General features: G+C 57.7%; 28 protein-coding genes and 1 pseudogene. 26 read left to right on the forward strand and 3 right to left on the reverse strand.

Going from position 1 to position 25956, the window contains the following annotated elements; translation table 11 throughout:
* Positions 1 to 12 precede the first annotated feature (12 nt).
* The 12 genes from LDN04_RS09295 (at position 13) to coaBC (ending at position 10906) form a co-directional block, all read left to right on the forward strand.
* Entirely contained in the window at positions 13 to 927 is a 915-nt protein-coding gene (locus LDN04_RS09295; protein ID WP_223909138.1) for a PfkB family carbohydrate kinase, read from the forward strand.
* 215 nt (positions 928 to 1142) lie between these two features.
* Complete coding sequence (locus LDN04_RS09300; protein ID WP_223909139.1) at positions 1143 to 1889, forward strand: lipopolysaccharide assembly protein LapB; 747 nt, start codon at positions 1143 to 1145, stop codon at positions 1887 to 1889.
* Between the two features lie 8 nt (positions 1890 to 1897).
* Positions 1898 to 2713, forward strand: coding sequence for a helix-turn-helix domain-containing protein (locus LDN04_RS09305; RefSeq protein ID WP_223909142.1), 816 nt, complete (start codon positions 1898 to 1900; stop codon positions 2711 to 2713).
* A gap of 82 nt (positions 2714 to 2795) precedes the next feature.
* Positions 2796 to 3533 (forward strand): GAF domain-containing protein, encoded by a 738-nt coding sequence (locus LDN04_RS09310; protein WP_223909144.1) that lies wholly within the window; start codon positions 2796 to 2798, stop codon positions 3531 to 3533.
* Between the two features lie 35 nt (positions 3534 to 3568).
* Positions 3569 to 3976, forward strand: a complete 408-nt coding sequence (locus tag LDN04_RS09315; RefSeq protein ID WP_374045147.1) for a response regulator — start codon at positions 3569 to 3571, stop codon at positions 3974 to 3976.
* A gap of 32 nt (positions 3977 to 4008) precedes the next feature.
* Positions 4009 to 4449 carry a universal stress protein gene (locus tag LDN04_RS09320; RefSeq protein WP_223909151.1) on the forward strand — a complete coding sequence of 147 codons (441 nt, stop codon included), beginning with the start codon at positions 4009 to 4011 and terminating at the stop codon, positions 4447 to 4449.
* A 121-nt stretch (positions 4450 to 4570) separates the two neighbouring features.
* Positions 4571 to 5755, forward strand: coding sequence for a response regulator (locus tag LDN04_RS09325; RefSeq protein WP_223909152.1), 1185 nt, complete (start codon positions 4571 to 4573; stop codon positions 5753 to 5755).
* 72 nt (positions 5756 to 5827) lie between these two features.
* On the forward strand, positions 5828 to 6232 hold the full coding sequence (locus LDN04_RS09330; protein WP_223909153.1) for a response regulator: 405 nt from the start codon (positions 5828 to 5830) through the stop codon (positions 6230 to 6232).
* A gap of 8 nt (positions 6233 to 6240) precedes the next feature.
* On the forward strand, positions 6241 to 7821 hold the full coding sequence (locus LDN04_RS09335) for an NAD(P)/FAD-dependent oxidoreductase (RefSeq protein WP_223909154.1): 1581 nt from the start codon (positions 6241 to 6243) through the stop codon (positions 7819 to 7821).
* A gap of 104 nt (positions 7822 to 7925) precedes the next feature.
* A complete protein-coding gene (locus LDN04_RS09340; RefSeq protein WP_223909175.1) occupies positions 7926 to 9023 on the forward strand; it encodes a 3'-5' exoribonuclease YhaM family protein in 1098 nt (365 codons plus the stop codon).
* A gap of 37 nt (positions 9024 to 9060) precedes the next feature.
* Positions 9061 to 9690: an MBL fold metallo-hydrolase gene (locus LDN04_RS09345; protein ID WP_223909178.1), complete on the forward strand. Its 630-nt coding sequence runs from the start codon at positions 9061 to 9063 to the stop codon at positions 9688 to 9690.
* Between the two features lie 10 nt (positions 9691 to 9700).
* The gene (gene coaBC / locus LDN04_RS09350) at positions 9701 to 10906 is read left to right on the forward strand and encodes a bifunctional phosphopantothenoylcysteine decarboxylase/phosphopantothenate--cysteine ligase CoaBC (RefSeq protein ID WP_223909184.1); all 1206 of its coding nucleotides are present in this window, start codon (positions 9701 to 9703) and stop codon (positions 10904 to 10906) included.
* A gap of 4 nt (positions 10907 to 10910) precedes the next feature.
* Here the strand turns inward: coaBC and LDN04_RS09355 are convergent, their stop codons facing one another.
* Positions 10911 to 11819 carry a zinc dependent phospholipase C family protein gene (locus LDN04_RS09355; protein WP_223909186.1) on the reverse strand — a complete coding sequence of 303 codons (909 nt, stop codon included), beginning with the start codon at positions 11817 to 11819 and terminating at the stop codon, positions 10911 to 10913.
* Positions 11820 to 11866: 47 nt separating this feature from the next.
* Here LDN04_RS09355 and LDN04_RS09360 point away from each other — a divergent pair, with 47 nt between their 5' ends.
* The 3 genes from LDN04_RS09360 to LDN04_RS09375 all read left to right on the forward strand — a co-directional run bounded on the left by LDN04_RS09360 (position 11867) and on the right by LDN04_RS09375 (position 14684).
* The gene (locus LDN04_RS09360) at positions 11867 to 12634 is read left to right on the forward strand and encodes a uracil-DNA glycosylase (protein ID WP_223909189.1); all 768 of its coding nucleotides are present in this window, start codon (positions 11867 to 11869) and stop codon (positions 12632 to 12634) included.
* A 26-nt stretch (positions 12635 to 12660) separates the two neighbouring features.
* A complete protein-coding gene (locus LDN04_RS09365) occupies positions 12661 to 13101 on the forward strand; it encodes a PaaI family thioesterase (RefSeq protein WP_223909190.1) in 441 nt (146 codons plus the stop codon).
* 227 nt (positions 13102 to 13328) lie between these two features.
* A complete protein-coding gene (locus tag LDN04_RS09375; RefSeq protein ID WP_238482230.1) occupies positions 13329 to 14684 on the forward strand; it encodes an FAD-dependent oxidoreductase in 1356 nt (451 codons plus the stop codon).
* A gap of 165 nt (positions 14685 to 14849) precedes the next feature.
* Here LDN04_RS09375 and LDN04_RS09380 read toward each other — a convergent pair whose 3' ends face one another.
* Both LDN04_RS09380 and LDN04_RS09385 read right to left on the reverse strand, forming a co-directional pair.
* On the reverse strand, positions 14850 to 15440 hold the full coding sequence (locus tag LDN04_RS09380; protein WP_223909196.1) for a YceI family protein: 591 nt from the start codon (positions 15438 to 15440) through the stop codon (positions 14850 to 14852).
* A 71-nt stretch (positions 15441 to 15511) separates the two neighbouring features.
* Complete coding sequence (locus LDN04_RS09385; protein WP_223909199.1) at positions 15512 to 15970, reverse strand: MarR family winged helix-turn-helix transcriptional regulator; 459 nt, start codon at positions 15968 to 15970, stop codon at positions 15512 to 15514.
* A gap of 183 nt (positions 15971 to 16153) precedes the next feature.
* On the opposite strand from LDN04_RS09385, the gene LDN04_RS09390 reads away from it, so the two are divergent.
* The 11 genes and pseudogenes from LDN04_RS09390 to LDN04_RS09440 form a co-directional block, all read left to right on the forward strand.
* Positions 16154 to 16807: a hydrolase gene (locus LDN04_RS09390; RefSeq protein WP_223909202.1), complete on the forward strand. Its 654-nt coding sequence runs from the start codon at positions 16154 to 16156 to the stop codon at positions 16805 to 16807.
* A gap of 41 nt (positions 16808 to 16848) precedes the next feature.
* Complete coding sequence (locus tag LDN04_RS09395; RefSeq protein WP_223909204.1) at positions 16849 to 18720, forward strand: amidohydrolase; 1872 nt, start codon at positions 16849 to 16851, stop codon at positions 18718 to 18720.
* 106 nt (positions 18721 to 18826) lie between these two features.
* Positions 18827 to 19453: a YceI family protein gene (locus LDN04_RS09400; protein ID WP_223909207.1), complete on the forward strand. Its 627-nt coding sequence runs from the start codon at positions 18827 to 18829 to the stop codon at positions 19451 to 19453.
* A 2-nt stretch (positions 19454 to 19455) separates the two neighbouring features.
* A complete protein-coding gene (locus tag LDN04_RS09405; RefSeq protein ID WP_374045168.1) occupies positions 19456 to 20709 on the forward strand; it encodes an amidohydrolase in 1254 nt (417 codons plus the stop codon).
* A 16-nt stretch (positions 20710 to 20725) separates the two neighbouring features.
* On the forward strand, positions 20726 to 21724 hold the full coding sequence (locus LDN04_RS09410) for an MFS transporter (protein ID WP_223909213.1): 999 nt from the start codon (positions 20726 to 20728) through the stop codon (positions 21722 to 21724).
* Positions 21725 to 21736: 12 nt separating this feature from the next.
* Positions 21737 to 22453, forward strand: a complete 717-nt coding sequence (locus LDN04_RS09415; RefSeq protein ID WP_223909215.1) for a trimeric intracellular cation channel family protein — start codon at positions 21737 to 21739, stop codon at positions 22451 to 22453.
* 61 nt (positions 22454 to 22514) lie between these two features.
* Positions 22515 to 22796: an NAD(P)-dependent oxidoreductase gene (locus tag LDN04_RS09420; protein WP_223909219.1), complete on the forward strand. Its 282-nt coding sequence runs from the start codon at positions 22515 to 22517 to the stop codon at positions 22794 to 22796.
* A gap of 115 nt (positions 22797 to 22911) precedes the next feature.
* Complete coding sequence (locus tag LDN04_RS09425; protein WP_223909222.1) at positions 22912 to 23994, forward strand: ADP-ribosylglycohydrolase family protein; 1083 nt, start codon at positions 22912 to 22914, stop codon at positions 23992 to 23994.
* A gap of 31 nt (positions 23995 to 24025) precedes the next feature.
* Positions 24026 to 25258 carry a bifunctional alpha/beta hydrolase/OsmC family protein gene (locus LDN04_RS09430; protein ID WP_223909225.1) on the forward strand — a complete coding sequence of 411 codons (1233 nt, stop codon included), beginning with the start codon at positions 24026 to 24028 and terminating at the stop codon, positions 25256 to 25258.
* 83 nt (positions 25259 to 25341) lie between these two features.
* Positions 25342 to 25518: a hypothetical protein gene (locus tag LDN04_RS09435; protein WP_223909228.1), complete on the forward strand. Its 177-nt coding sequence runs from the start codon at positions 25342 to 25344 to the stop codon at positions 25516 to 25518.
* Positions 25519 to 25530: 12 nt separating this feature from the next.
* A pseudogene (locus LDN04_RS09440) lies at positions 25531 to 25941 on the forward strand (DsbA family protein); the annotation flags it as partial.
* Positions 25942 to 25956: the final 15 nt, after the last annotated feature.

Consider the following 25956-nt stretch of genomic DNA (forward strand, 5'->3'; position numbering starts at 1 on the left):
GGAGACAGTCTCATGGGCATCGTCGTAGTAGGCACGGTCGCATTCGATACGGTAGAAACACCTTTCGGACGGAGAGAGAATGTGCTGGGTGGTTCGGCAACGTACTTCTCCACCTCGGCAAGTTTCTTCACCGATGTCTCACTGGTGGCGGTGGTAGGCGAGGATTTTCCCGACGAGCATGTCCAGTTCCTCCGTTCCCGTGAGATCGACGTCCGCGGGTTGGCGCGCATTCCCGGCAAGACATTTCACTGGACGGGACGCTATGGCTACGATCTGAACGAGGCCCAGACCCTTGACACCCAACTCAATGTGTTGACTCAGTTTCGTCCCGACCTCCCCGAAGCATACCGGGAGGCAGAGTATCTCTTTCTTGCCAACATCGATCCCGACCTCCAGCTTGAGGTGCTCGACCAGGTGCGACGTCCCCGGTTGGTGGCATGCGATACCATGAATTTCTGGATAGCCTCCAAGCCGGAAGCACTGAAAAAAGTGCTGCAGCGGGTGGATCTGGTGGTTATCAACGAAGGAGAGGCGCGCCAGTTCACCGGTGAGGCGAATCTGGTCAAGGCAGCCCGACAGATTGTGGCCCTCGGCTGCAAACGGCTGGTGGTCAAGCGAGGCGAATATGGTGTGCTGATGTTCACTGCGTCATCCATTTTTGCCGCACCCGCCTATCCGCTGGAAGAGGTATTCGATCCGACCGGTGCGGGTGATACTTTTGCAGGCGGGATGATGGGGTATCTTGCCAATACGGGGGACCTCTCCGAAGAGGGGATACGCCAGGGGATCGTCTTCGGTAGCGTCATGGCATCCTTCAACGTGGAGGATTTCAGCCTCGATCGCCTGAAAAGCCTGGACTATCCCGAGATCGAGGAGCGCTACCGCACCTTCAAGTCTATGACCCATTTCGAGGGTCTGGCTGACTGAAGCTAGCCGCCACCAGGCTTTGCGGCCTCGTAATCCTGATTCAGGCGAGTTGACAAGTTCTAAAACATGTTTCTCCGCCTGCGTTCGCCCGGCACCGTGATTGACAGAACCGTTCAAATCTGGTAGCTTTCACATCCTGAAGCTATTATCTCCTTACGGATAAACGTTTGCGGCTGCCGGCAAGGTGCCCCGACCCGTCGGGACAAGGAGTGAACGTGAAGCTCGTCAAGCTTATCGGCATCTTATTTCTTTCCTCCTTCTGCCTCTCCTGCGCAGCGGGTTCCGCTGCCACCAAAAAAGCATCCTACCATTACCAGATGGGTCTCTCCAATTTCGCGGAAGGGAATTACACCAGTGCACTGGTCGAGTTCACCGAAGCGGAAAGCCTCACGCCGGACGACCCGGAACTCCTCTACTACCTGGGCAGGACCTATTTCGAAAAAAAGAAGTACGACCTGGCGGAACAGCGCTATCTGAAGTCGCTTGCCTTGAAACCGAACAATTCCAGTGTCCGTAACGATCTGGGGGTCGACTATCTGGAGATGAAACGCTGGGACGACGCGATTATCCAGTTCAAGATAGTGTCAGAGGACATCTTTTTTCAAAACCAAGAGGCGGCCAGTATCAATCTGGGCATAGCCTATTTCAACAAGGGGGATTATCCCCGCGCGCTGTCTGTCCTCCGGTCGGTCGTCGGCAACAATCCCCGGGAACCCCGGGCCCGACTCAACCTGGGTAAGGTCTATTTCGCCATGGACAAGATCGACTTGGCGATTGGAGAGTACAACCGGGCGATCGAGCTTAACAGCAATTACGTCAATGCGTACTATAACCTCGGACTTGCCAACCTGAAACAGAAGGAAAACAAGGCAGCCGCGACCGCCTTTCGGGAAGTTCTGCGCATTGCACCCGATTCCGAACTCGGCCAACTTGCCAGGGAGTATCTTGATGTGCTCAAGTGAGGGGCTGCTTGCCTGAATCGGGTCCCGGCCATAACGGCGAAAAGCCGATTGGTGCTTACCTGCGGGAAACTCGCGAGGCGCGTGGGTTGCACCTGGACGATGCAGCCCGGGTAACCCGTATCGGGAAAAATTATCTCGTCGCCCTCGAAGAAGGGATGTTCGACAAACTCCCCAATCCCGCCTATGTCAAGGGGTTTCTGCGTATTTATGCCGGTTACCTGGGACTCTCTGGCGATGACGTCGTGGGGATGTTCGAGCGTGAAACCTCTCCACAACCGATCCGCACGGTGACCGAGAGGAAGTCTGCCCGGCAGGACATCCCCCCGACGCGCGGCAAGGGTCGCTGGCTCATACCATCCATGCTTCTCGTTCTGGTTCTCATGGTGGCGTATTTCTTCGACGATAGAGAGCCGAAACCCCGCCCCGCCCCGCCGATCCCAGTTCCATCTCCCGCGGCAAACGTGCAGGTTCCGGTGCAACCGGCCCGAACTTCCGTAACGGTCGTTGCGACTCCTCCGGCATCTTTACCCGAGCTCCCTCCTGCCGAGGTTGCTACCACCCCTTCCGAACCGCCGGGAAAAGGGATTGTTTTGCGGCTCAAGATAAATCAGGACAGTTGGTTGAATATTACTATTGATGGTGCCATTTCCCAGCAGTACGATCTGAAGGCGGGAGATCTGATCGAGTGGAAGGGAGAGCGGTCTTTCGCCCTTGACCTGGGGAATGCAGGTGGCATCGAAGGCGAGTTCAACGGTAAGCCCCTCAAGCCCTTCGGCGAACAGGGGAAGACGGCCCATGTCGAACTGAAGGCAGACGGCGCATGACAGATCCGTTATGCCGACGCGGATGTAACAGACAAGAACGTACGTAAGGCAGGACGACTCAACGACAAGGAGATTGCTGCGTATGCAACTGGCGGCGCGTTGCCGAAAATGCGGCAGGGTGATGAAGAGTGAGCGGGTGGACAGCTACCGGATCAAAATGACCTGCAGCTGCGGGTTTTCCGACTTCCGAACGATGACGGAGAAGGTCAAGACCGTCAATCCCTTTTACCAGAAGGCAATATTCACTCCCTTCATCGAAAGCGAAAAGGGGAAGATGGTATTGACCATGCAGAAGGCCAACCGGGAGCACCTGGAGATCATCTCTCTGGAAGAGATCAGCATGCTTGTCTCGTCCGACTTCGATCTCCCGCAGGTGCTTCAGAAGGTCGCCCAGAAAATGGCCGGCCAGCTCAGGGTGAGTGTCTGCAATATCTATCTGGCCGAGGGAGATGAACTGGTCCTAGCCGCTACTCACGGTTTCGATGCGGAGTTTGTCGGCAAAATCCGCATAAAGGTCGGGGAAGGGATCACGGGTACTGTTGCCCGCGACAAGCAGTACATAGCCCTCAGCAGCGCCTCCCAGGACCCACGTTACAAACTCTTCCCCGAATTGCAGGAGGAGAAATACAACGCCATGCTTTCGTTTCCCGTTGCGGACAAAAACGAGGTATATGGCGTCATCAACCTCAACTCGACGGCCTTGAAGACCTTTTCCGATGATGAGATATACTTTGTCTCCATCATAGCCAACCTCATCCTCACGGCAGTCAAGCTGCGGAAGAGGGTGGCACTCGGAAAAACGGGTCGCGACCTGCCTTGACAGGGTATAACTCCATGCTAGACTGAATCAGGACTATGATTTCATCAGCATGGAGATTGCTTTTGCCGCGAGACCAGAAGAGAATCCTCGTCGTAGACGATGAAGAAAATGCCCGCATCGGTTTGTCCCGCCTCCTTGCCAAAGAAGGGTTTCTTGTCGACAGTGTATCCAACGGTTACGAGGCGCTTAATTACCTGAGGCAGCAGGACGTCAACCTCATCGTGACGGATATCAATATGCCTGAAATGAACGGCATCAACTTCCTCAAGGAGCTGAACAAGAGTTTTCCCAAGAGCAACGTGATCATGGTCACCGCCTACGGGGGGGTCGAATCATACATCGAGGCGATGAATCTCGGCGCATTCGAATACATCAACAAGCCGGTAAAGATGGACGAGCTGAAATCGATTCTCAAGAAGATATTCAAGGAAACCAACCACTGAATCTGCTAATTCCCGTCACGGAGGGTGTCACCATGCAACTGGAAAAGATACTGTTCGCTACCGATTTTTCCGAAAATTCAGAGCACGCCTTTGAGTACGCCCTCTCTCTGGCACGGCAGTTCAATGCCAGGCTTTACCTGGTCCATGTCATCAACGAGCCGGTCGACTTGCGGGGCTTCTATGTCCCGCACATCTCTTTTGAAAAGCTGGAAAAAGAGATCGAGGAAGGTGCAGAAAAGATGATGCAGAAGTTCTGCCAGGCCAAGATGAGAGATTTCTCCAACTATGAATCGTTGATCATTGCCGGTATCCCCTACGAGGAAATTCTGAAAAAGGCCGAGGCGGAGAACATCTCGCTCATCGTTCTGGGGACCCAGGGGCGCAAAGGGCTTGACCATTTCCTTTTCGGCAGCACCGCAGAGCGGGTGGTCAGAAGTGCCAAGTGCCCCGTCATGACCGTCCGTCTCCCCTGATGCAAGGCTCGGCCTTGCCGGGGCACACGACCAGGGCAGCAACCGCTGCCCTTTCTTTTTCCCTGTCGTCGACTCAACCAGACTGAAAAACAACCGTACGATGGAACGTTCTGGCACCCCTATGACAGAGGTTACACAGAAACCCAGAAAGATTCTGATCATCGATGACGAGAAGGTCATTCTCGACCTTACTTCAATCATCCTGAAAAACCGTGGCTACCAGGTGTTTACCTCCCAGGACGCCATGGCCGGCCTGGAGCTTGTCGAGGCAGAGCAGCCGGAGCTTGTCCTTCTCGATTTCATGATGCCCGGCATGGACGGCCTTACCGCTCTCAGGGAAATCAGGAGGCGTTTTCCCGATACCTACGTGATCATGTTCACCGGCAAGGGGAACGAAGAGATTGCGGTCGAACTGATGAAGGCGGGTGCCTCCGATTATCTGCTCAAACCGTTCAACAACCAAGACCTGGCCGAACGGATCGAGAACGTCCTGCACATTCGGGAGATCGAGATCAACAACCGGGAACTGCTCCGGGAACGGGAGCACCTCCTGGCGGAGATCGAGGCATGGAACCAGGAACTGGAGGCCCGTGTCCAGGAAAAGACCGAGGCACTGCAACGGGCTCAAGCTGAGATCGTCCAGGCGGAAAAACTAGCTACTCTGGGCTATTTGTCGGCGGGGATGGCCCACGAGATCAGGAATCCGCTCAACTCCATCACCCTGTTCGTGCAGCTTATCAAGAGCGGTCCGGACGAACCGGAAAAACTGGAATACATCGAAAAAATCCTCAAGGAGATCGACCGGATCGACAACATCCTCCGCAAGCTCCTGGATGCATCCAAACGCCCTATGTACGAAATCCGCGAGGTACGAATCGACCAGGTAATCGATGGCATCCTCGACACATTCAGGCCCCAGATCGAGGTAAAGAAGGTCAGAGTAGAGCGTCTTTATCACCGCATCCCGCCGGCAATCCCGGCAGATGCTGCCGAAATCGAGCAGATTTTCACCAACCTCTTTCTCAATTCACTGCACGAGATGCCCACAAACGGCATCCTCGGTGTGGAGCTGGATCACGATGACCAGGAAATAACCATCCGGGTAAGCGACACCGGCCCGGGTATTCCCGTGGAAAACCTTCCCAATATCTTCGATCCCTTTTTCACCACCAAGAGCAGCGGTACCGGCATGGGGCTGGCGGTGGTCCTCCGGATCGTCAAGACCTACAAGGGGAAAATCGAAGTGGAAAAAACCGACGAGACCGGCACTACCTTCCGCATCAGGCTCCCCCTTCGTTCACACTAGACCTGTTTCCCCTTTTCTTTTAATGCTCTTTTTTGTATGATGCGGGCATCTGAAGCCCCTCGTGAGGTTGCGATGGAACCCCTCTGCAGGAAAGTCCTCCTTATCGACGACGATCCTTTTTTTCTCAAGGTATTGTCCGACGTCTTTTCCCAGAACGGGTTCGAGGTCGTTACCGCCGATAATGGCATTGCCGGCATCAAGGCCTTCGTCGATAACGCGCCGGACGTGGTGATCTCCGACCTCATCATGCCGCGCATGGGGGGGGTCAGTACCTGCATGGAAATCAAGCGTCTGGCCGGTGACCGGGAGCCGGTCATCATCCTGCTCACCTCCATGTTCAGGGGGGCTCCCCATGAACACGAGATGCCGGAGATGGGAGCCAGGGTTCATATTCCCAAATCCACCAACCCCCTTGACATTGTCATCATTGTCGAACAGCTGCTGGAACGCCATCTAAGCCGGCCGGCCTCCAGCTGACGGTCCCCATGCCCTTTCTGCTGCGCAATCTCATTCTCAATCTGGACGAAGTTGAAGAACAGCTCAAGTTCAGGCTGTGCGGCCGCTTTGGCCTGAAACCAGCGGCTGTCCTAACTTTCAACCTTGTGCGGAAAGGGATCGACGCCCGCAAGAAGCCGCGTATCAAGTTTGTCTGCACCGTGGAATTTACCCTTGACGACGAAGAGGGATTCTGGCGCCATTACGGCGATGATCCTGACCTGGAGCGGATTTCCCTTCTGTCTGAATCGGTTCTCCCCCATCTGACAACGTCCCGGCGGATCGTTATCGTCGGCGCTGGCCCGGCGGGGCTGTTCACCGCACTGCGGCTCACCGAGTACGGTCTTTCCCCCCTGCTCCTGGAGCGGGGGAAGCCGGTAGCGGACCGGGTCAGGGACGTGCAGACCTTCTGGAGCGAGGGAAATCTCGATCCGGAAAGCAATGTACAGTTCGGCGAGGGGGGAGCGGGGACCTTTTCCGACGGCAAGCTGACGACCCGGGTGAAAGATCCCAACACCCGCTATGTTCTCGACCGGCTGGTGCAGTTCGGTGCCCCACCGGAGATCCTCTGGCTGGCAAAGCCCCATATCGGCACCGACCGGCTGCGCGGGGTGGTGACCTCCCTGCGCCGGCACCTGGAGGCCCAGGGGGTGACGGTCCGGTTTCAGTCGCGGCTCAGCGGCCTTGTTGCCGGTTCCCGCAGGCTGGGCGGCGTGATTATTGATGGGCGCGAGGAATATCCTTGTGATATACTGGTGCTTGCGCCGGGGCACAGCGCCCGCGATACCTACGGGATGCTGGCGGAGTGCCAGGTCCTCCTGGAACCCAAACCGTTCGCCATCGGGGTGCGGGTGGAGCATCCCCAGGAACTGATCAATCGGATCCAGTACGGTATTGCGTCACACCCCCGGCTCCCTCCGGCCGATTATCAACTGACCTACAATAATCCCCGTACCGGGCGCTCCGCATACTCCTTCTGCATGTGTCCGGGGGGGGTGGTGGTGGCCAGCACGTCGGAGAAGGGGGGGGTGGTGACCAACGGCATGAGCGGTCATCTCCGCAATGCCCCCTTTGCCAACAGTGCACTGGTGGTGACGGTGGGACGGGGAGATTTCCCCGGCAGCGGTCCTCTGGCGGGGGTGGAGTTCCAGCGTCATTGGGAACGGCTGGCATTCCGTGAGGGGGGGGGAGATTACCGTGCTCCGGCCCAGAACATGCTGGCGTTTCTCGGCCAGCCGGGTTCCCACCCCCTGACATCCTCTTACCGGCCGGGGGTGCGGGAGACCGACCTTGCCCAGGTGCTGCCGGACTATGTGGTGGCGACCCTGCGGGAAGGATTGCTCCATTTCGACCGGAAGATGCGGGGATTTGTCACCGGGGAAGCGACCCTGACCGGCGTGGAAACGCGGACCTCGGCGCCGCTCCGGATCGTGCGGGGAGAAGACTTCCAGTCAGTGTCATTGGAGGGGCTCTATCCTGCCGGCGAGGGTGCCGGTTACGCCGGCGGGATCATGAGTGCCGCTTTGGACGGCATCCGGGTGGCGGACGCCATTGCGGCGAAGTTGATGTGATGGAGAACAACAGCGCGGGAGCGCGGAAGCATGCAGGGGAGCCATTCAGGTTCCCGTCGGGCTTCCGTACTTCAGCCTTCCGTGCTTTCAAGAAGGGATCGGCTGTGCGCAAGACATACGTAGCGGATATCAGGGAACGGGACCAGGTGGACGCGGTCTTCCTCGTCAAGGACAAGATCATGGCCATGGCCAAGAATGGCAAGCCGTACCTGACGCTTCGCCTCATGGACAAGAGCGGCGAGGTGGAGGCCAAGGTGTGGGACAACGTGGATACCTTCGCGGCCACCTTCGAGCGGGACGACTTCATTTCCATCCGGAGCAAGGCGACGGTCTACCTGGGGAAGATGCAGCTGATCATTTCCGAACTGCGGCGGATCCCGGATGAGGAAGTGGAACTGGCGGATTTCCTCCCCGAAACGGACCGCAGCATCCAGGAGATGGAGGCCGAACTGGCGGAACTTCTCACGACCCTTACGGACGACAACATCCGGCGGCTCCTGTCAGCCTTTTTCGACGACCCGCTGCTCATGGCCAGCTACCGGCTGGCTCCGGCGGCCAAGGGGATGCACCATGTCTACCTGGGGGGGCTTTTGGAGCACTCTCTTGCGGTGGCCCGGCTGGTAGACCGTATCGTTCCGCTCTACTCGGGGATCAACCGTGACCTCCTCATTGCCGGGGCGCTGCTCCACGACGTGGGGAAGGTGCGGGAGATGGCCTACCAGCGCTCCTTCGACTACACCGACGAGGGGAAACTCCTGGGTCACATCACCATCGGCGTGGAGATGATTCAGGAGAAGCTCGTTACTCTTCACGGGTTTCCGCCGGAGTTGGCCATGCTCCTCAAGCATATGCTCCTTTCCCACCATGGCCAGTACGAATTCGGTTCCCCCAAGCGTCCCAAAACGCTGGAGGCGACCATTCTCAACTATCTGGACGATCTTGATTCCAAGATCAACGGCATTCGTACTCATATCCGGAAGGAGCCGGACAATCCGTCCCGCTGGACCGCCTACCATCGCCTCTATGACCGCTATTTCTTCAAGGAGAACGGTCTTGATGGGGAAGAACCGCTGCCGGTGGAGGTGGTGCCCGATGAACCGGTGCCTCCTCCCCGCGAGCAGGTCCGGGAGGAGAAAGAACGGAAAAGCTTTCACAACAACCCTTTCGAGCAGCTGAAGGAAAAGAACCTGGACCTGTTCTGACGGGGCAATTTTTTGATCAACATAAGCGAGGAATTAGATGATATTTGAAACCGTTGTGGTCGGTCCGCTGGAGGTGAACTGCTTCATCCTCGGCTGCGCGGAGACCGGCGAGGGGGTGGTGGTCGATCCGGGGGCCGATGGTGAGCGGATCCTGGCCACCGTTAGCCGCCTTGGGCTGAAGATCAGCTACGTCATCAATACCCACGGTCACTTCGACCATGTGGGGGGGAACAAGTCTGTCCTGGCTGCCACCGGTGCCCAGCTCTTTATCCACGAGAGTGACATACCCTTTCTTACTCGTGCCGCCGACGTTGCCGCCATGTACAACCTCGTTACGGAGAACTCCCCCCGTCCCGACCGGCTGCTGGAAGATGGGATGACCATCACGTTCGGTACTCACTCCATCCGGGTGCTCCATACGCCGGGGCATACGCCGGGGGGATGCTGTCTCTATCTGGCAGAAGCGGGGATTGTCATTACGGGAGACACCCTGTTTGCCGATGGGGTGGGGAGGACCGATTTCCCCGGAAGTTCCCACCAGGCACTGATCGACAGCATCCGCGACCAGCTCATGACCCTGCCGGACGAGACCCGGGCCTATCCGGGACATGGCCCGGCCACCACCATCGGTCACGAACGGCGGCACAATCCGTACATTTCCCTCTGACGGAGGCACTATGCTGAAGGATAAAGTGGTAGTTCTCGGCGTTACCGGCGGGATCGCCGCCTACAAAGCGGTGGAGCTTCTCCGTCTGCTGACCAAGGCCGGCGCCACCGTCCATGTCATCATGACCCGGTCTGCCACGGAGTTCGTGACCCCGCTCACGTTCCAGACCCTCTCCATGAATCCGGTCCATACGGAGCTGTTCAACCTCATCTCCGAGCAGGAGATCGGCCATATCTCCCTGGCCGACCGGGCGGACCTGCTCATCATCGCCCCGGCCACTGCCAACGTCATCGGCAAGCTGGCTCACGGCATTGCCGACGACATGCTCACCACCACGGTAATGGCTACGAAAGCGCCGGTCCTCATCGCCCCGGCCATGAACGTCAACATGTACCAGAACCCTCTCTATCAGGAGAACGAGGTGCGTCTCGAGGCCCACGGCTACCTCTTCGTGGAGCCTGCCCGAGGGATGCTCGCCTGCGGTTGGGAGGGGGAGGGGAAGCTCCAGGAACCGTCAATCATTTTCGAGGCGGCCCTGGCAGCCCTGACTCCCAAGGACCTGGCGGGAGAGCGCGTGCTGGTGACGGCCGGACCGACCCGGGAGGAACTGGACCCGGTCCGCTTCATCAGCAACTACTCCTCGGGCAAGATGGGGTATGCCATTGCCCGGGCGGCCAGTCGCCGTGGGGCAAAGGTCACCCTGGTGGCCGGCCCGACCTGCCTCGATGCCCCCTGGGGGATGGAGACCATTCCGGTCACCAGTGCCCGGGAGATGCGGGATGCGGTACTGGCGCGGTTCTCGTCCTCGTCCATCGTTATCAAGGCGGCGGCCGTGGCGGACTACCGCCCCGCCCGCCGGGCAACGGACAAGGTCAAGAAGACCGACCAGCCCGAAACCATCGAACTGGTGCGCAATCCCGATATCCTGGCAGAGCTGGGGACGAACAAGGGGGGACAGCTCCTGGTCGGCTTTGCCGCCGAGACCGAAAGCCTCCTGGAGAATGCCGGGAAGAAGCTGAACGAGAAGAACCTGGATATGGTTGTGGCCAATGATGTGGGGCAGGCCGGGGCTGGCTTCAACGTGGACACCAACATCGTCAGGCTCCTCTACCGGGATGGCCGGGTGGAAGAGCTTTCCCTCATGGGAAAGGACGCGCTGGCGGACGTGATTCTCGACCGGGTGATGGAAGCGAAAAAAGTGAAAAGCGAAAAGTGAAAGGTTATTCGGTGGAGAGTATCTGCAGGAGCTGCTCTGGTTCCCAGATCGCCTCGCGCAGCTTACCCTTCATCTCATCCAGCTGCTCCAGGGCCTGTTCCTTGGTGAGCTTGCCGCTTCGGTAGAGGAGCCTCAGGTTCTTGCGCACCGCTTCGGCGGTCACCAGTGCCCGCTCGCCAGTGGGGTCGGCGTGGAAGTAACGTGATTCCTCCATCCCGTTGAGGAAGTCGAACACCGCCTCTTGGGCGAGCCCCATGTACTCCTCCCGGTCGCTCTCTTCCAGGTTGTAGCGAGAGGTGTCGCTCAAGGTCTGCAGCACCTGCTGCCACTTTTCCAGCCGGCTCACCAGGAGGATGGAGTTGAAGATCCGCTTGTTGGTGCCGAAAGAGAAGATGGTGTCCGACAGGACTTTGCGCAGCAGGGCATCGTTGGCACGGTAGTTCTCCTGGGATACCTTCCGGGCGGTGTCCCATATCTCCCGCTCTACGAAGTTCTCGAAGCGCATCTCCCAGTAGGCATGCTTCAGGGTCAGGGTGGCGAAACTCCGCATCACCTTGTACGGGACGAAATAGTTGTGGGCTATGGTATCGGCTGCCAGGTGGGAGAGGTAGCCATAGGCGCAGGCCTTCTGGGGATCGGGGCCGGCGTTCTCCAGGACCTTCATGCCGACCCGCCAGCGGTGGCAGTGGAGGAGGAAGTGGGTGAATTTCTTGCCGATGGTGATGTCGGCGGCGATGCAGCCGTAGAGGAAGTCGTAGGGGTAGGCACCGATAACGGCGGCGACGGCGGGACGGACTGCCGTCAGGTTGTTCAGTACCGCGGTTCCCAGCTGCAGATGAATACCACCCCCCCAGGCCAGGGCGTCGGCGGGGGTGCATATGATAAGCAGCAGCGCTGCCCCGATGAATAGCATAGGGGCAAATGATATTGAATATTTACGCAAATGTAAAGGAGTTTGGGATGACGGCTGATGGAGCGGCGGCCGACCTGGTCGCCGCGTTGAAGGCGTACCTTGAGGAACTGCGGGAAAGTGGAGTGGATGGACTGCCATGGGTTCCAGCGCAGGAGATTGCAGCGGTTCCGGCCAAGGCTGGTGCGGGTGGGGACGTTCCTGCAGCCGTAGCCAACGAAGCGGCGGCCGACGGGGAAAGTCTTGACCGTATCAGGGGAGACCTGGGGGCGTGCCAGCGGTGCGCCCTTGGCGCGACCAGGACCAACCTCGTGTTCGGAGTGGGAAATCCCCGGGCTCGGATCGTCTTCGTCGGGGAGGCGCCCGGCCGGGATGAGGACTTGCAGGGGGAGCCGTTCGTGGGGGAAGCGGGGCAACTTTTGAACCGTATTATTACCCGGATGGGGCTGAAGCGCGAGGACGTTTACATCTGCAACGTTCTCAAGTGTCGCCCGCCGGGTAACCGCAACCCGGAACCAGCCGAGATGGAACAGTGCGGGCCGTTCATGCTTCGGCAGGTGAAGGCGATCGCCCCCGAGGCCATAGTAACGCTCGGCACCTTTGCCACCCAGGCCCTCCTGGGGACGAAGGCCCCCATCTCGAAGCTGCGCGGCAAGTTCCACGATTACCACGGCATCCCCCTCATGCCGACCTTTCACCCTTCGTTTTTACTGCACAACAAAAAGGATACGAGTAAGTTCTGGAATGTCTGGGATGACATGGTGCAGGTGTTGAAAAAACTTGCTATGGCGGTGCCTGACGTCAAGCGGAAAGATTGATGCATAGGGGTAGCATGGGAGGATTTGTGTACAAGAAAGTCTACGAAGAGCCGATGACCGCAGGAACGCCGCTGCCGTTCCGGTTGCCGGAATGGATCGCCTGCGCGCCGTTCGAGGAATACCTGGGGATGGATATCCTGGAGGCGCGGGATGGCATGGCGGTGCTCACCATGCCGTTCAAGGTGAAGCTGGCCCAGGGGAAAGGGCTCATGCACGGCGGCGCGGTGACGTCCCTGGCCGACACGGCGGTGGCCATGGCGATCAAGAGCGTTCTGCCGGAGGATACCCACTTTGCAACCATCGAGCTGGGGCTGAAGTTCCATGCACCGGTGCGGGGAGGGACGGTGAAGGCGGTGGCGCGCGTAGCGGAGCGGGACGACCGGACTATTCGGGGGGAGGCGGAGGTCTTCGATGGGGACGGGACGAAGGTGGCAACTTTCCACTCGGTGTTCAAAGTCAAAAAATAAATCATAGGCGAATCTTGTATGCGCTCACCGTCATGGGCAATCACAAGATCGTTCTCCGTTGTCGCGAGAATGATAAGGGCATCCGTTGGATGCCCTTTTTTCGTGCCGGGGAAAAATGTCCGTAGGTGCCTCCCGATGGGCACAATTCGGCCGATTTGTATTTCCCGGGAAGAATTGTAAGCTTACCTGTATCCATAGCTGTAGTAGTAAGCGATTAGGAGGTGACCATGGCAAAAGAGCGTTTGGTGATTATAGGCGGTGATGCGGCGGGAATGAGCGCCGCATCCCAGGCTAAACGCCGGAACACCGATCTGGAGATCGTCGTTTTTGAGAGGAGTCCGCACACCTCATTTTCTGCCTGAGGGATTCCCTACTATGTCGGCCGGGTTGTCGACAGGGAAGAGGCACTCGTTATCCGCACTCCGGAAAAGTTCCGGGCCCGGGATGGAATTGATGTCAGAATCCTCCACGAAGTTGAAGAGATCGATGCGGCGGCGGGAAAGGTGCGGGTACGTGACCTGCAACGTGGCCGCGTGGCGTGGGAAGCCTATGATCAACTCGTGATAGCCACCGGCGCGGTGCCGATCTGCCCGGACCTTCCCGGCGCTGACGCCGTCGCCGTCTGCGGAGTGAATACCCTGCAGAGCGGTATCGAGCTGCGCCGAATCCTGGATGACGGAGGCGCAAAAAGGGGAGTTGTCGTGGGCGGGGGCTACATAGGCCTGGAGATGGCGGAAGCCCTGGTCAGGCGCGGCCTGGAGGTATCGCTGATAGACAGGTCTCCCGAGGTGATGGGAACCCTCGATGACGACATGGGGCAGCTGGTTTCCCAGGCACTGCGGGATTTTGGGGTGACCCTCTATCTGGAGGAAGCTCTCACGGGATTCGAGACAAAAGGGGGGAAAGTTACGGGAGTCGTGACCGACAAGCGGAGCCTTCCGGTCGACATCGTGGTCCTCGGCCTCGGCGTGCGGCCCAATACCGCGCTTGCCGCGGCGGCGGGCGTTCCCCTCGGGGGAAAAGGCTCGATCCGGGTGAATGGACGGATGGAAACCGGCATGGCCGGCATCTGGGCGGCAGGGGATTGCGCTGAGTCGTTCCATCTGGTCAGTCGCAGACCCTTCTACATAGCCCTCGGCACCGTCGCCAACCGCCAGGGGCGGGTAGCGGGCATCAATCTGGGAGGGGGGTATGCCACGTTTCCCGGGGTAGTGGGGACAGCGGTCACAAAAATCTGTCAGGTGGAAGTGGCCCGTACCGGGCTTCAGGAAAAGGAGCTCGGGGTGTTGGGCATCGAGTGGGAGAGCGCCGTAATCAAGAGCCGGACCAAGGCGGGATACTTCCCCGGCGCAGGTGAGATAACGGTGAAGGTGCTGGCTGAAAGAGGCAGTGGCCGCCTGCTTGGAGGCCAGATTGTGGGGATGGAAGGTTCGGCCAAGCGGATAGACACCCTGGCGACCTGCCTTCATGCCGGCTTGACGGTGGAAGAGATGATCAATCTCGACCTCGGCTACGCGCCCCCCTTTTCACCGGTCTGGGACCCGGTCGTGACCGCTGCGCGTGAGGTGGTCAAGAAGCTTTAACAGGCCAGAGTTAAACGTTCTATGAAAAGGACCTGTAGCCCGCATGGCGTCTCCCTCAATACGGTGGCAACTGTGGAAAGCAGACGCTCGCTCGCCCGGTTCAATGATTCGAACCGGGCGAGTTGTCAGTGCTGATACCCAAAGTCCAGTGAGTTAGTTAAAATCCTATTTCTTGATCATTTCGATTTCCAGGGTGATGGTCACTTCTTCACCCACGGCAACACCGCCGGTTTCCAGGGCTGCGTTCCAGACCAGGCCGAAATCCTTGCGATTGATTGTGGTGCTGGCCGTTGCACCGCGCCGGATGTTGCCCCACGGGTCCTTACTCTCTTTAGACAAACCGTCCACATTAAGCACTACCTGGCGGGTCACGCCGTGCAGCGTCAGGTCGCCCGTGACTTTCAGCTTGTCCTTGCCGACCGTTGCTATCTTTTGCGATACGAAGGTCATGGTAGGGTATTTGGCCACATCGAAGAAATCGCTGCTCCGGAGGTGTTCATCCCGCTTCTGCACGTTGGTATTGACGGAAGTGGTGTCGATAGTGACGTTCACCTTTGACTTGGTGATGTCCTTGTCGTTGAGTTCGACAGTGCCCGTGTACTTGTCGAAACTTCCCTTGACATTGGATACCATCAGGTGACGCACCTTGAACCCCACGTTGGAGTGGTCGGTATCGATATTCCAGGTCGAGGCCGAGGCGAAGGCCGGAAGGGCCAGGGTGGTAACTACGGCTAGTAACTTGATAAAACGTTTCATGGTTTGAATGCTCCTTAAAGTGGTTTGTTATTAGAGGTATAGTGATTTAGCATTAAAAAATTTAGTTCCTTTTATTCCCTCCTTTCTCTTAGCCCAAGCATACGGCAAAGGCGTCCAAGTTCGTCCTGCTCGGTTTCCTCAAGAATGCCCATCTCCTCCACGATGGCAGCCAGAACGCGCGGGAAAACCTCCGCAATCACCTGCTGTCCTTCGTTGGTCAGATGAATGGTGATAAAGCGCCGGTCCTCGGTGGCCCGCTCCCGTCGTGCCAGTCCCCGCCGCTCCAGGTTGTCGATGACCATGGTAATGTTGCCGGTGCTCTTGAGTATCTTCGTTGCAATATCGCGCTGGCAGAGAGGGCCCTTGTGAAACAGTGCCTCAAGAATGCCGAACTGGCTTACGGTCAGATCGGTGGCTGCCATGATGCGGCCGGTGCGAGCCGTCACCGACTCTGCAGCCCGCATCAGCTTGGTATAGGCGTTCAACGCCCTTTTTTCGGTGTCCGTATAGATCTCTGGTGATTTCTTCATGGCGTCTCCGTGTAACATTAAATCATTTGATATTAAACTATTCCCGAAAGCGTTTCTTGTCAACTGATTTATTTAGGGAGCAAACTTATGGCTAGGGCTGGTCACGAAAATAGCCAATTGAATTTATGAATTGCAAAAGTACACTTCTGAAAGGTGTCAAATTCTTAAGGAAGGAATCACCTCATGAACTATACGGAATTGCTCAATCCGCAGAACTCAGCCCTTGTCCTCATCGACTTTCAACCCCAGATGGTCTTCGGTGTTGCCAGCATCGACCGGCAGACCCTCTTCAACAACGTCATGCTCCTGGCCAAGGCGGCCAAGATCTTCAACGTGCCGACAATCCTCACCACGGTGGAGTCGAAAGGTTTCTCCGGCAACATGTGGCCGCAGATCCTCGACATCTTTCCCAACCAGGAACCGGTGGAACGAAGCTCCATGAACTCGTGGGAGGACGCGAAATTCGTGGCGGCAGTGAAAGCTACCGGGCGGAAGAAGCTGGTCATGGCGGCCCTCTGGACCGAAGTCTGCCTGGCATTCCCGGCCTTGGAGGCACTCAAGGCCGGCTATGATGTCTATGCCGTGGAAGACGCTTCGGGAGGGACCAGCGTCACCGCCCATAACGCCGCCATGCGCCGCGTCGAGCAGGCGGGTGCCGTGCCGATGACAGCGCTGCAGACCCTCCTTGAATACCAGCGTGACTGGGCGCGCAAGGACACCTATGACGCCGTTATCGAGGTAGTCAAGGAACACTGCGGCGCCTACGGCCAGGGGGTGGAGTACGCCTACACCATGGTGCACGGCGCACCTCCCAGCAGGAAAGGTGCTGGTCGTTGACGACATAACAGCCCTGGGAAACGGGACCGGGAGGCAGCACTATGAACGCATCCGACCTGATTTTGTATAACGGAAAGATCACCACCCTCGATAGCGCCCAGCCCCAGACTTCGGCCGTTGCCATGACCGGGGGACGCATATCCGCCATCGGGGGAGAAGAACTCCTCAACACCGCCACCGACAGAACCAAACGGATCGACCTCAAGGGGCGGCGAGTCATCCCCGGACTCAACGATTCACACATGCATGTCATCCGTGGAGGCCTCAGCTACAATCTGGAGCTGCGCTGGGACGGCGTTCCCTCTCTCTCCGACGGCCTGCGCATGCTGAAAGAGCAGGTGCAACGCACGCCTCCCGGCCAATGGGTTCGGGTCATCGGCGGCTGGAGCGAATTTCAATTCGCCGAGCGGCGCATGCCCACCCTCGATGAGATCAACGCCATCTCTCCCGATACGCCGGTCTTTGTCCTGCACCTCTATTGCCGTGGAATGTTGAACAAGGCTGCGCTGCGGGCCTGTGGCTATACGAAAGACACTCCGAATCCGCCTGCCGGGGAAATCCAGCGCGATATCCACGGTAATCCCACCGGGCTTCTCATCGCCCGTCCCAATGCCGGCATTCTGTACGCCACCGTCGGCAAGCAACCAAAGCTGCCTCCCGAACATCAGATGAATTCCTCGCGTCACTTCATGCGCGAACTGAATCGCCTCGGTCTCACCAGCCTGGTGGACGCGGGGGGCGGATCGCAGATCTATCCCGATGACTACGCGATCGTGGAGGAGCTGCATAAGCGGGACGAAATGACCGTGCGCATGGCGTACAACATTTTCACGCAACGGCCCAAGGAGGAAAAAGAGGATTTCCTGCGCTGCATGAAGCTGACCGCGCCTGGCAGGGGTGACGATTTCTACCGCTGCAACGGCGCCGGGGAGATGCTGGTTTACTCGGCGGCGGATTTCGAAGATTTCCTGGAACCCCGTCCCGACCTCCCGTCCAACCTGGAAAAGGAGCTGAAAGAGGTAGTTACGCTCTTGGCTGCCAATAAATGGCCGTTCCGCATTCACGCGACCTATGACGAAAGCATCTCCCGCATGTTGAACGTTTTCGAAGAGGTGAACCGCGACATCCCCTTCGGCGATACAAGCTGGTTCTTCGATCACTGCGAAACCATCTCCGACCGCAGCCTCGGGCGGGTCAAGGCGTTGGGGGGGGGCATCGCCATCCAGAACCGCATGGCCTTCCAGGGGGAGTATTTTCTTGACCGCTATGGGAAGCAGGCGGCGGAGCGGACTCCTCCGGTGCGAAAGATGCTCGATCTCGGCATCCCCGTGGGAGCGGGCACCGATGCCACCCGTGTCTCCAGCTACAACCCCTGGCTTGCCTTGTACTGGCTGGTGGCCGGGAAGACCATCGGCGGTGCCTCGCTGTATTCGGAAGCAAACCGCCTCAGCCGGGAGGAGGCGCTGCGGCTCTATACCCAGGGGAGCAGCTGGTTTTCGGGTGAAACCGGCAAGAAGGGGACCATCGCCGTCGGCCAGCTGGCGGATGTAACCGCGCTGACCGAAGATTACTTCACGGTGCCGGAAGAGAAGATCAAGGGGATCGAGTCGGTCCTAACCATTGTTGGGGGCAAGGTCGTCTACGGCGCCGGGGAATTTGGTAATCTTGACCCGACCCCGCTGCCCGTGTTGCCGGAATGGTCACCCGTGAAGGTTTATGGTGGGTACGGTGCGCCGTTGGACGTTCGCAAAGCCGCTCGCGCCGGCGTACCTGTCCCCCGGCACCAGCACACCGCCGAGTGCCACTCGCACGGCTGCCAACATGCTGGCCACCTACTTCAGGTCGGCTGCAAAGCGGCCGCTCCCCGTTACAGTGACTTCTGGGGCTTTGGCTGCGATTGCCTAGCGTTCTGAGCGGAGGTCCAATGAGCGCAATTTCAGTACCACTCTTCGGCTCTTCGCTAACTGGGTCACAACCAACACTAACCAAGAGAGGTAAGTGACAATGACTGCAATGATAATGAAATCAACTAAACCGATGGCCCTATTGTTAAGTGCAGCCCTGATCACCATCGTGGTTGCGTGGACAAGCGTCGCATTTGCCGAGATGAAATACGCGCCCGGAACATATGAAATAGACACCGTTCACACCCGAGTGTCGTTTATCGTTCCTCATTTTGTAATTACCCATGTCGAAGGTCGATTCAACGATGTTAAGGGCGACTTTACTTTGGGCGACCCGTTTTCCGCATCAAAAGCGAACGTCACAATTCAAATCGAGTCGATCGACACGGGCGTAAAGCAGCGGGACGATGATTTGCGGTCAAAGAATTTCTTTGAGGTCTCAAAATACCCGATCATGACATTTGTTGCGAAGTCGTTCAGGGGCACGCCTGATTCTTGTAAGGTCGTGGGGGACCTTACGATCAAGGATGTCACAAAGGAAGTAACCCTGGATGGCAAATACACCGGGGTAGTAACCGATCCCTGGGGAAACCAGCGCGCGGCGATTCAACTCACGGGTGTAATAAATCGAAGGGACTTCCATATCAACTACAACAAACTGATGGATATTGGCCCTGAGATCGGTGACGAAGTCACGATTCGTATATTCGCTGACGGGATCTTACAGAAAAAAGGGAAATGATGATGTGTGCCTTCGTAAGTCGTCTTCTTGGTGAGGTCAAACATGTGCTGCCGATGGTTGAGGCCACATATAAAGATCTCCATCAGAATCCCGAACTGTCTCTGCAAGAGACGCGTACCGCTGGCATCGTAGCGCAGAAGTTGCGCGAAGCTGGTTACGAAGTGACGGAAAAGGTTGGCAAAACCGGGGTGGTTGGCATCATGAAAAATGGCGACGGTCCCACGGTCATGTTGCGTGCAGATATGGACGCTTTGCCGATGAAGGAAGATACCGGAGAGTCTTACGCCAGCACCAAAGAAGGCGTCAACGCCAAAGGTGAGACTGTGCCGGTGGCGCATTCCTGCGGGCATGATATGCACACCTCGTGGCTGCTCGGTGCCGCCATGGTATTGTCGCTGGCGCGCGAAACCTGGCACGGCACGCTCATGGCGGTGTTCCAACCGGCGGAAGAGACCGCCCAGGGTTCGCAGGCCATGCTCGATGACGGTTTTACCCAGCGTTTCCCTAAGCCTGACGTCATCATGGGTCAGCATCTGCTACAGTATCGCGCCGGCACAGTGGGCTGCCACTCCGGGCAAGTACTGACGTCTGGCGATAGCTTTTTGGTGCGCTTTTTCGGCAAAGGAGCGCACGGCGGTATGCCACAAAACGGAATCGATCCGATCGTGATGGCCGCCTCGGCTGTACTGCGCCTGCAAACCATCGTCAGCCGCGAGATTTCCCCCCAGGCACAGGGCGTGGTGACGGTGGGCGAATTTCATGCCGGCACTGCGGAAAACATTATTCCCGCCGAGGCATATCTCAAGCTGAATGTGCGGACCACGGACGAAGCCGTTCGCGATCACGTGCTGGCTGCAATCAAGCGGATCTGCATCGCCGAGGCCCGCGCATCGAATGCACCGAAAGATCCGGAGTTCGAAGAAATCAACAATTATCCTCTGACCGTCAACGATACCGAGATGGCGAAAAAGGTTATCGACGCGTTTCGCGACCAGTTTGGCGAGCAGTTTATCGATATACCATCCCAGGGGGCCAGCGAGGACTTCGGCCGTTTCGGGAATGCCTGGAATTCCCCCTATACATACTGGTTCGTCGGCGGTTGCGCGCCCGAGAAGTACGATAAAGCGGTGCAAGAGGGGACGGTGGCGCAACTGCCCGGTCCGCATTCACCCTTTTGGGCGCCCACCCTGCATCCTACATTACAAACCGGCATTGAAACCATGTTGACTGCTGCTGGTGTCTGGTTGGCCAAATAGATCAGAGGGAATCAGCATGACTACCAATAACAACAGTGCGGCAATTACAGGGGGTGCTCTGGCACCCGGCTCTTACCAAGGGAATGACAAGCTCCTGTTCGGCATCGTCTTGGCTGTCGTTACCTTCTGGCTCTTTGCCCAGACGACTCTCAACATAGCTCCCGACATGCGCTCTGATCTCGGCATCGACGAGAGCTGGAGCAACATTGCGGTAAGCATCACGGCCCTATTCTCCGGTATTTTCATTGTGGTTATGGGGGGGCTCGCTGACCGCTTCGGGCGTGTGAAGATCGCGCTGACCGGTGTCGTTCTCAGCATGATCGGTTCTCTGCTCATTGCTGTTTCGCCATCGGGAACCATCGTTTTTCTCATGGCAGGCCGTATCATCCAGGGTCTTTCGGCAGCATGCATCATGCCCTCTACCCTGGCCCTACTGAAAGCATACTACGACGGTGCGCAGCGCCAAAGGGCAGTCAGTTACTGGTCCATCGGTTCGTGGGGTGGCTCCGGACTCTGCTCCCTGTTCGGCGGTGTCATTGTCTCGACGATCGGCTGGCGGTGGATCTTCTGGATGGCGATTGCAGTCTCTATAAGGTGCGGCATAACAACGCTTGGCATCCTGCTCACATGTGCGACATTTCTCTATGCCTGGCAGTACATGATCGTGACTGTTGTCGGGTTCACTCTTTACGGCATCGGTCTGGGCTTCTACGCAACCCCCTCCACCGACGCTGCGCTGTCAAACGTCCCCCAGAACCAGGTAGGTTCCGCGGCCGGCATCTACAAAATGGCCTCGTCGCTTGGCGCAGCATTCGGTGTGGCGATTTCGGCAGCACTGTTCACCGGGCTCAGTGCCGGACAAGTGATATACGGGGAAGGTTTCTTCGTCGGCCGTACCGACAACATCCAGGTACGCTATGCCGCTGCGATTGCCCTGCTGTTCAATGTCTTCATGGTGATCGTTGCGATGATTGCCATCCTCAAGACTGTTCCGCCCGGGAAGACCGCGAACTGAGCTGGAGGTGTCATGGAACCCGCTGGGTTTATGATGGTGAAAAAGGAACTAACGGTGGACCGGCTCGTGCTGGTGCTCGATCTTGTCGGTACTTTTGTCTTTGCGCTCAGCGGAGCTATGGCGGCGGTCCGGCGCCGGCTTGATCTCTTCGGCGTGCTGGTACTGTCCTTTGCAGCAGCCACTTTCGGCGGAATTACCCGCGACCTCCTGATCGGAGCGGTACCGCCGGCGGCAATCAGTAACTGGCGTTATCTGGTAGTGTCGCTAGTTGCCGGTATTATCACCTTTTACTGGCATCCTGCCATCAATCGGTTGAAGAACCCCGTTCTCATCTTCGATGCTGCGGGATTAGGACTCTTCGCGGTCGCCGGAACGCATAAGGCTCTCTCCTACGGCCTCAATCCGGTTATGGCGGCACTTCTTGGCATGTTGACGGGGATCGGTGGAGGTATGGCGCGTGACGTGCTGTTGACTGAGATTCCGGTGGTCTTGCGATCCGAGCTTTATGCCGTTGCCGCTTTGGCTGGTGCGGCCGTGGTTGTAAGCGGTGACATGCTGCGACTTCCGCCCACCACGGCACCTGTCGTGGGCGCGGCCCTTTGTTTCGGGCTCAGGTTCATGGCCATCCGCCACGGTTGGCAGCTCCCCGTTGCCCGGAGTCTCAAACAGCCTGCCGAGGAAACGCAGGGGCCTCAAGACGGGGAAGATGATGGCACGAAGATGCATTGAATATTCCTTAGATGAATTCAATTTGCCTGTATGCGTCACGACCGCGAGATAGGAGCATGACATGAAAATAGTGCTGTTGGGTGCGACCGGATTTGTCGGTTCAGTGCTGCTTGACGAAGCACTTCGTCGAGGGCACAGTGTAACTGCCATCGTCCACCATCCAGAGAAGCTTCCTGAACAGGAAGGGCTTGTTGCCCAAGCCGGTGACGTTAATGATTTCTTGTCCCTTGCAAAACTGATCCGGGGCCACGATGCGCTTGTCAGCGCCTTCAATCCCGGCTGGCAAAATCCCAATCTGTACAATGACAAGTACGCGGCACGACGCACATCATTGCTGCCGTGAAACATGGAAGAAACGATGTCGAGTAGTCAGCATGTTCCTTAGTAAATAAGTGAAGTTAATACACATAAATTTCTCTCTGATCTTCTTCACTGATCGGGAGAAGCAGGAGGCCACAATGTCAGACACAACCATCAAGGACCGCGCAGCCGGTGCAATCATGGGCGCCTTTATCGGCGATGCCCTGGGACTTGGGCCGCATTGGTATTACGATCTTGCCGAGTTGCACCGCGACTACGGCGAGTGGATCAACGGCTATACCGATCCTCAGCCGGGACGCTACCACGCCGGGCTAAAGGCCGGACAACTTTCCCAGGCCGGTTTTATCCTGAAGTTAACGCTCAGTTCACTGGTTGTGTGCGGACAGTATGATGAAGTGGACTTTTGTCGACGTATGGATGAAGAATTGTTGCCATTACTGGACGGCACCCCCATAAACGGACCTGGCGGCTATACCAGTCAGTCGATTCGCGACTTGTGGCAACGAAGGGTACAGCAGAAACTGCCCTGGGGGCAGACCGGAGGCCACGCTGACACAACAGAGGCAATCGAACGCACGTTGGCCTTGGCGGTGCGTTATGCTCTCGACCCTTCCCGATTGGCCAGCACCATCACCAGTAACACCATCCTGACCCAGAACGATGATACGGTGGTGTCAATGACTGTTGCCTTTGGATCAGTTTTGGGGTTGCTGGTTCAGGGGCACACTCTGGATGCCAAGTTGTCCGGCACGTTAATGAAACTGGTGCATGACGGAGAACTTCCTTTCCACGCTGTTACCAGCGACAATCTACAGCCACCGCGCCCCGGTGATCCTGACCCGCCTCGCGCCGGGAGGTTTGCCTCTCCTGATGCACTGCTGACTCCATCATACATGGCTGCCGCTTCAGTAGATCCGGACATTCGCATTGAACCGGCCTGGAAGGTGTCGATCGTTTACGGTATGCCATGCGCCATCTATCACCAGTTACCGGCGGCCTATTACCTGGCGGCCCGTTTTCATGACGATCTCGAATCAGCTTTGCTGCATGCTGTCAATGGGGGCGGGCAGAATCAGGCACGCGCTATTCTGACCGGTGCCCTTGTCGGCGCTCAGGTCGGTCTTTCGCGGATTCCACAACGGTTTCTGGACGGACTGGAAGAGTCCGCCTCCCTGCGCACGTTGGCCGAAGAGCTGGCAGCGGGTATCGAAAAATCATAACGTTTCACGGGCCTGAGCACAGGGGGTATTGATGAACACAAAGAGAATAACTTTCCCCAATGCCCAGGGGGAACGGATTGCCGCCAGGCTGGAACTGCCCGAAGACGAACAGCCGCTGGCCTATGCCCTGTTTGCTCACTGCTTCACCTGCTCCAAGGACCTCAAGGCGGTGGTGAATATTTCGCGTGCCTTGAGCAGCAAGCGCATCGCCGTGTTGCGCTTTGACTTTACCGGCCTGGGGGAGAGCGAGGGGGACTTCTCCGCGACGACCTTTTCCTCCGAGGTGAGTGATCTGGTCGCGGCTGCCCGCTTTCTGGAGCGTGAATATGTGTCCCCCCGGCTGCTCATCGGCCATTCCTTGGGTGGTGCGGCTGTGTTGGCCGCCGCCGCGGATATTCCCTCGACGACCGCCGTAGTCACCATCGCCGCCCCGTTCGACCCAGCCAACGTGCGAAGGCTGCTGGGAGTGACGATGGAACAGATCGAGCAGTCTGGTCAAGCCACTGTCAGCATCAGTGGCCGCGAGTTCACCATCCGCAAGAGTCTGCTGGACGACCTGGAGTCCCAGCAACCGGCAGAGACGCTGCGTCGGCTCAAGGCGGCGCTTTTGGTGATGCACTCACCCCGCGACCAGGTGGTGGGGATTGAAAACGCCGCCGACATCTACCGGGCCGCTCCTCACCCCAAGAGCTTCATCTCCCTTGACTCGGCCGACCATCTTCTTTCCGATACCCGGGACTCCCGCTATGCAGGTGAAATCATCGCTACCTGGGCCGGTCGCTACCTTGAGCTTCCCGATACGTCGGCTCCTTCCCGTACCCCACCGGAGGTTATCGATAACCGGGTTACGGCACGAACCACGGCAGACGGCTTTCGTACCGAACTGTTCGCTGACGGTTTCCCTCTTGTAGCCGATGAGCCCGTGGAATACGGTGGCGGCAACGAGGGGCCTTCCCCATACGAGTATCTGTTGGCCGCTCTCGGCGCCTGCACCGGCATGACTCTTCGGTTGTATGCACGCAACAAGGGATGGCCACTGGAGGACGTGGTGGTGCGTCTCTCTCACCAAAAGATCCACGCCGAAGACTGCCGCGACTGCGATGAGAAGGAACGGCAGATCGACAGGATCGAACGGGAACTGGAATTCCACGGTGAGTTGAACGACGCGCAACGGCAGCGCTTACTGGAGATTGCTGGGCGATGCCCGGTGCATCGCACCCTGACAGGAGAGGTGCGAATAGAGACCACATCGCGGCAGAAATGAGGCTTCTGCATTGATAGCCGCCGGAAGATGCTACATAAAATAGGCTGGAAAGTTGCTTGATAACTACAAAAGGAGGCTTAACCATGAAAAAACCCTTGATCCTGGCATTAACGGTGTTCCTGATGACTATGTTGTGCGCCACATTGGGCACGGCTGCGGAACAGGTAGTGCCACGAGTGAGCATCGACATTTCGGGTCATCCCTTCAAGGGGCCGGCGAACGCGCCGGTTACTGTCGTGGTATTTTCAGACTACCTCTGACCGGTCTGCAAACGGCTCGAGCCGTCACTCCAGCAGGTGCTGGAGAGGTATCCCAAGGATGTGAAGCTGGTCCACAAGTTTCTTCCCCATTACCGCGAGTTCTCCCTTAAGGCCGCAATAGCCGCTTTGGCAGCGGACGACCAGAAGAAGTTCTGGGAATTTCACGACAAGCTGTTCGAAAATCAGGGGGGCCTCAAAGACGCGATGATTACAGAGATCGCCGTATTACTGAAGTTGGATGTGGAACAGTTCAGGAAAAAAATGCAGGACCTCGCCATTGAAGAGCTGATCAACAGGGACATTAACGACGCGAGAGAACTTGATATCCGTGGGACGCCGCAGGTCTACATTAACGGCAGACTTCTTAAGGACCGCTCCTTTCCCAGCTTCGTCGATGCCATCGACAAAGAGCTGAAGAAATAGATAACCTCTGACATA

This window comes from Geobacter sp. AOG1, from assembly GCF_019972315.1.
Taxonomy (GTDB): domain Bacteria; phylum Desulfobacterota; class Desulfuromonadia; order Geobacterales; family Geobacteraceae; genus Geomobilimonas.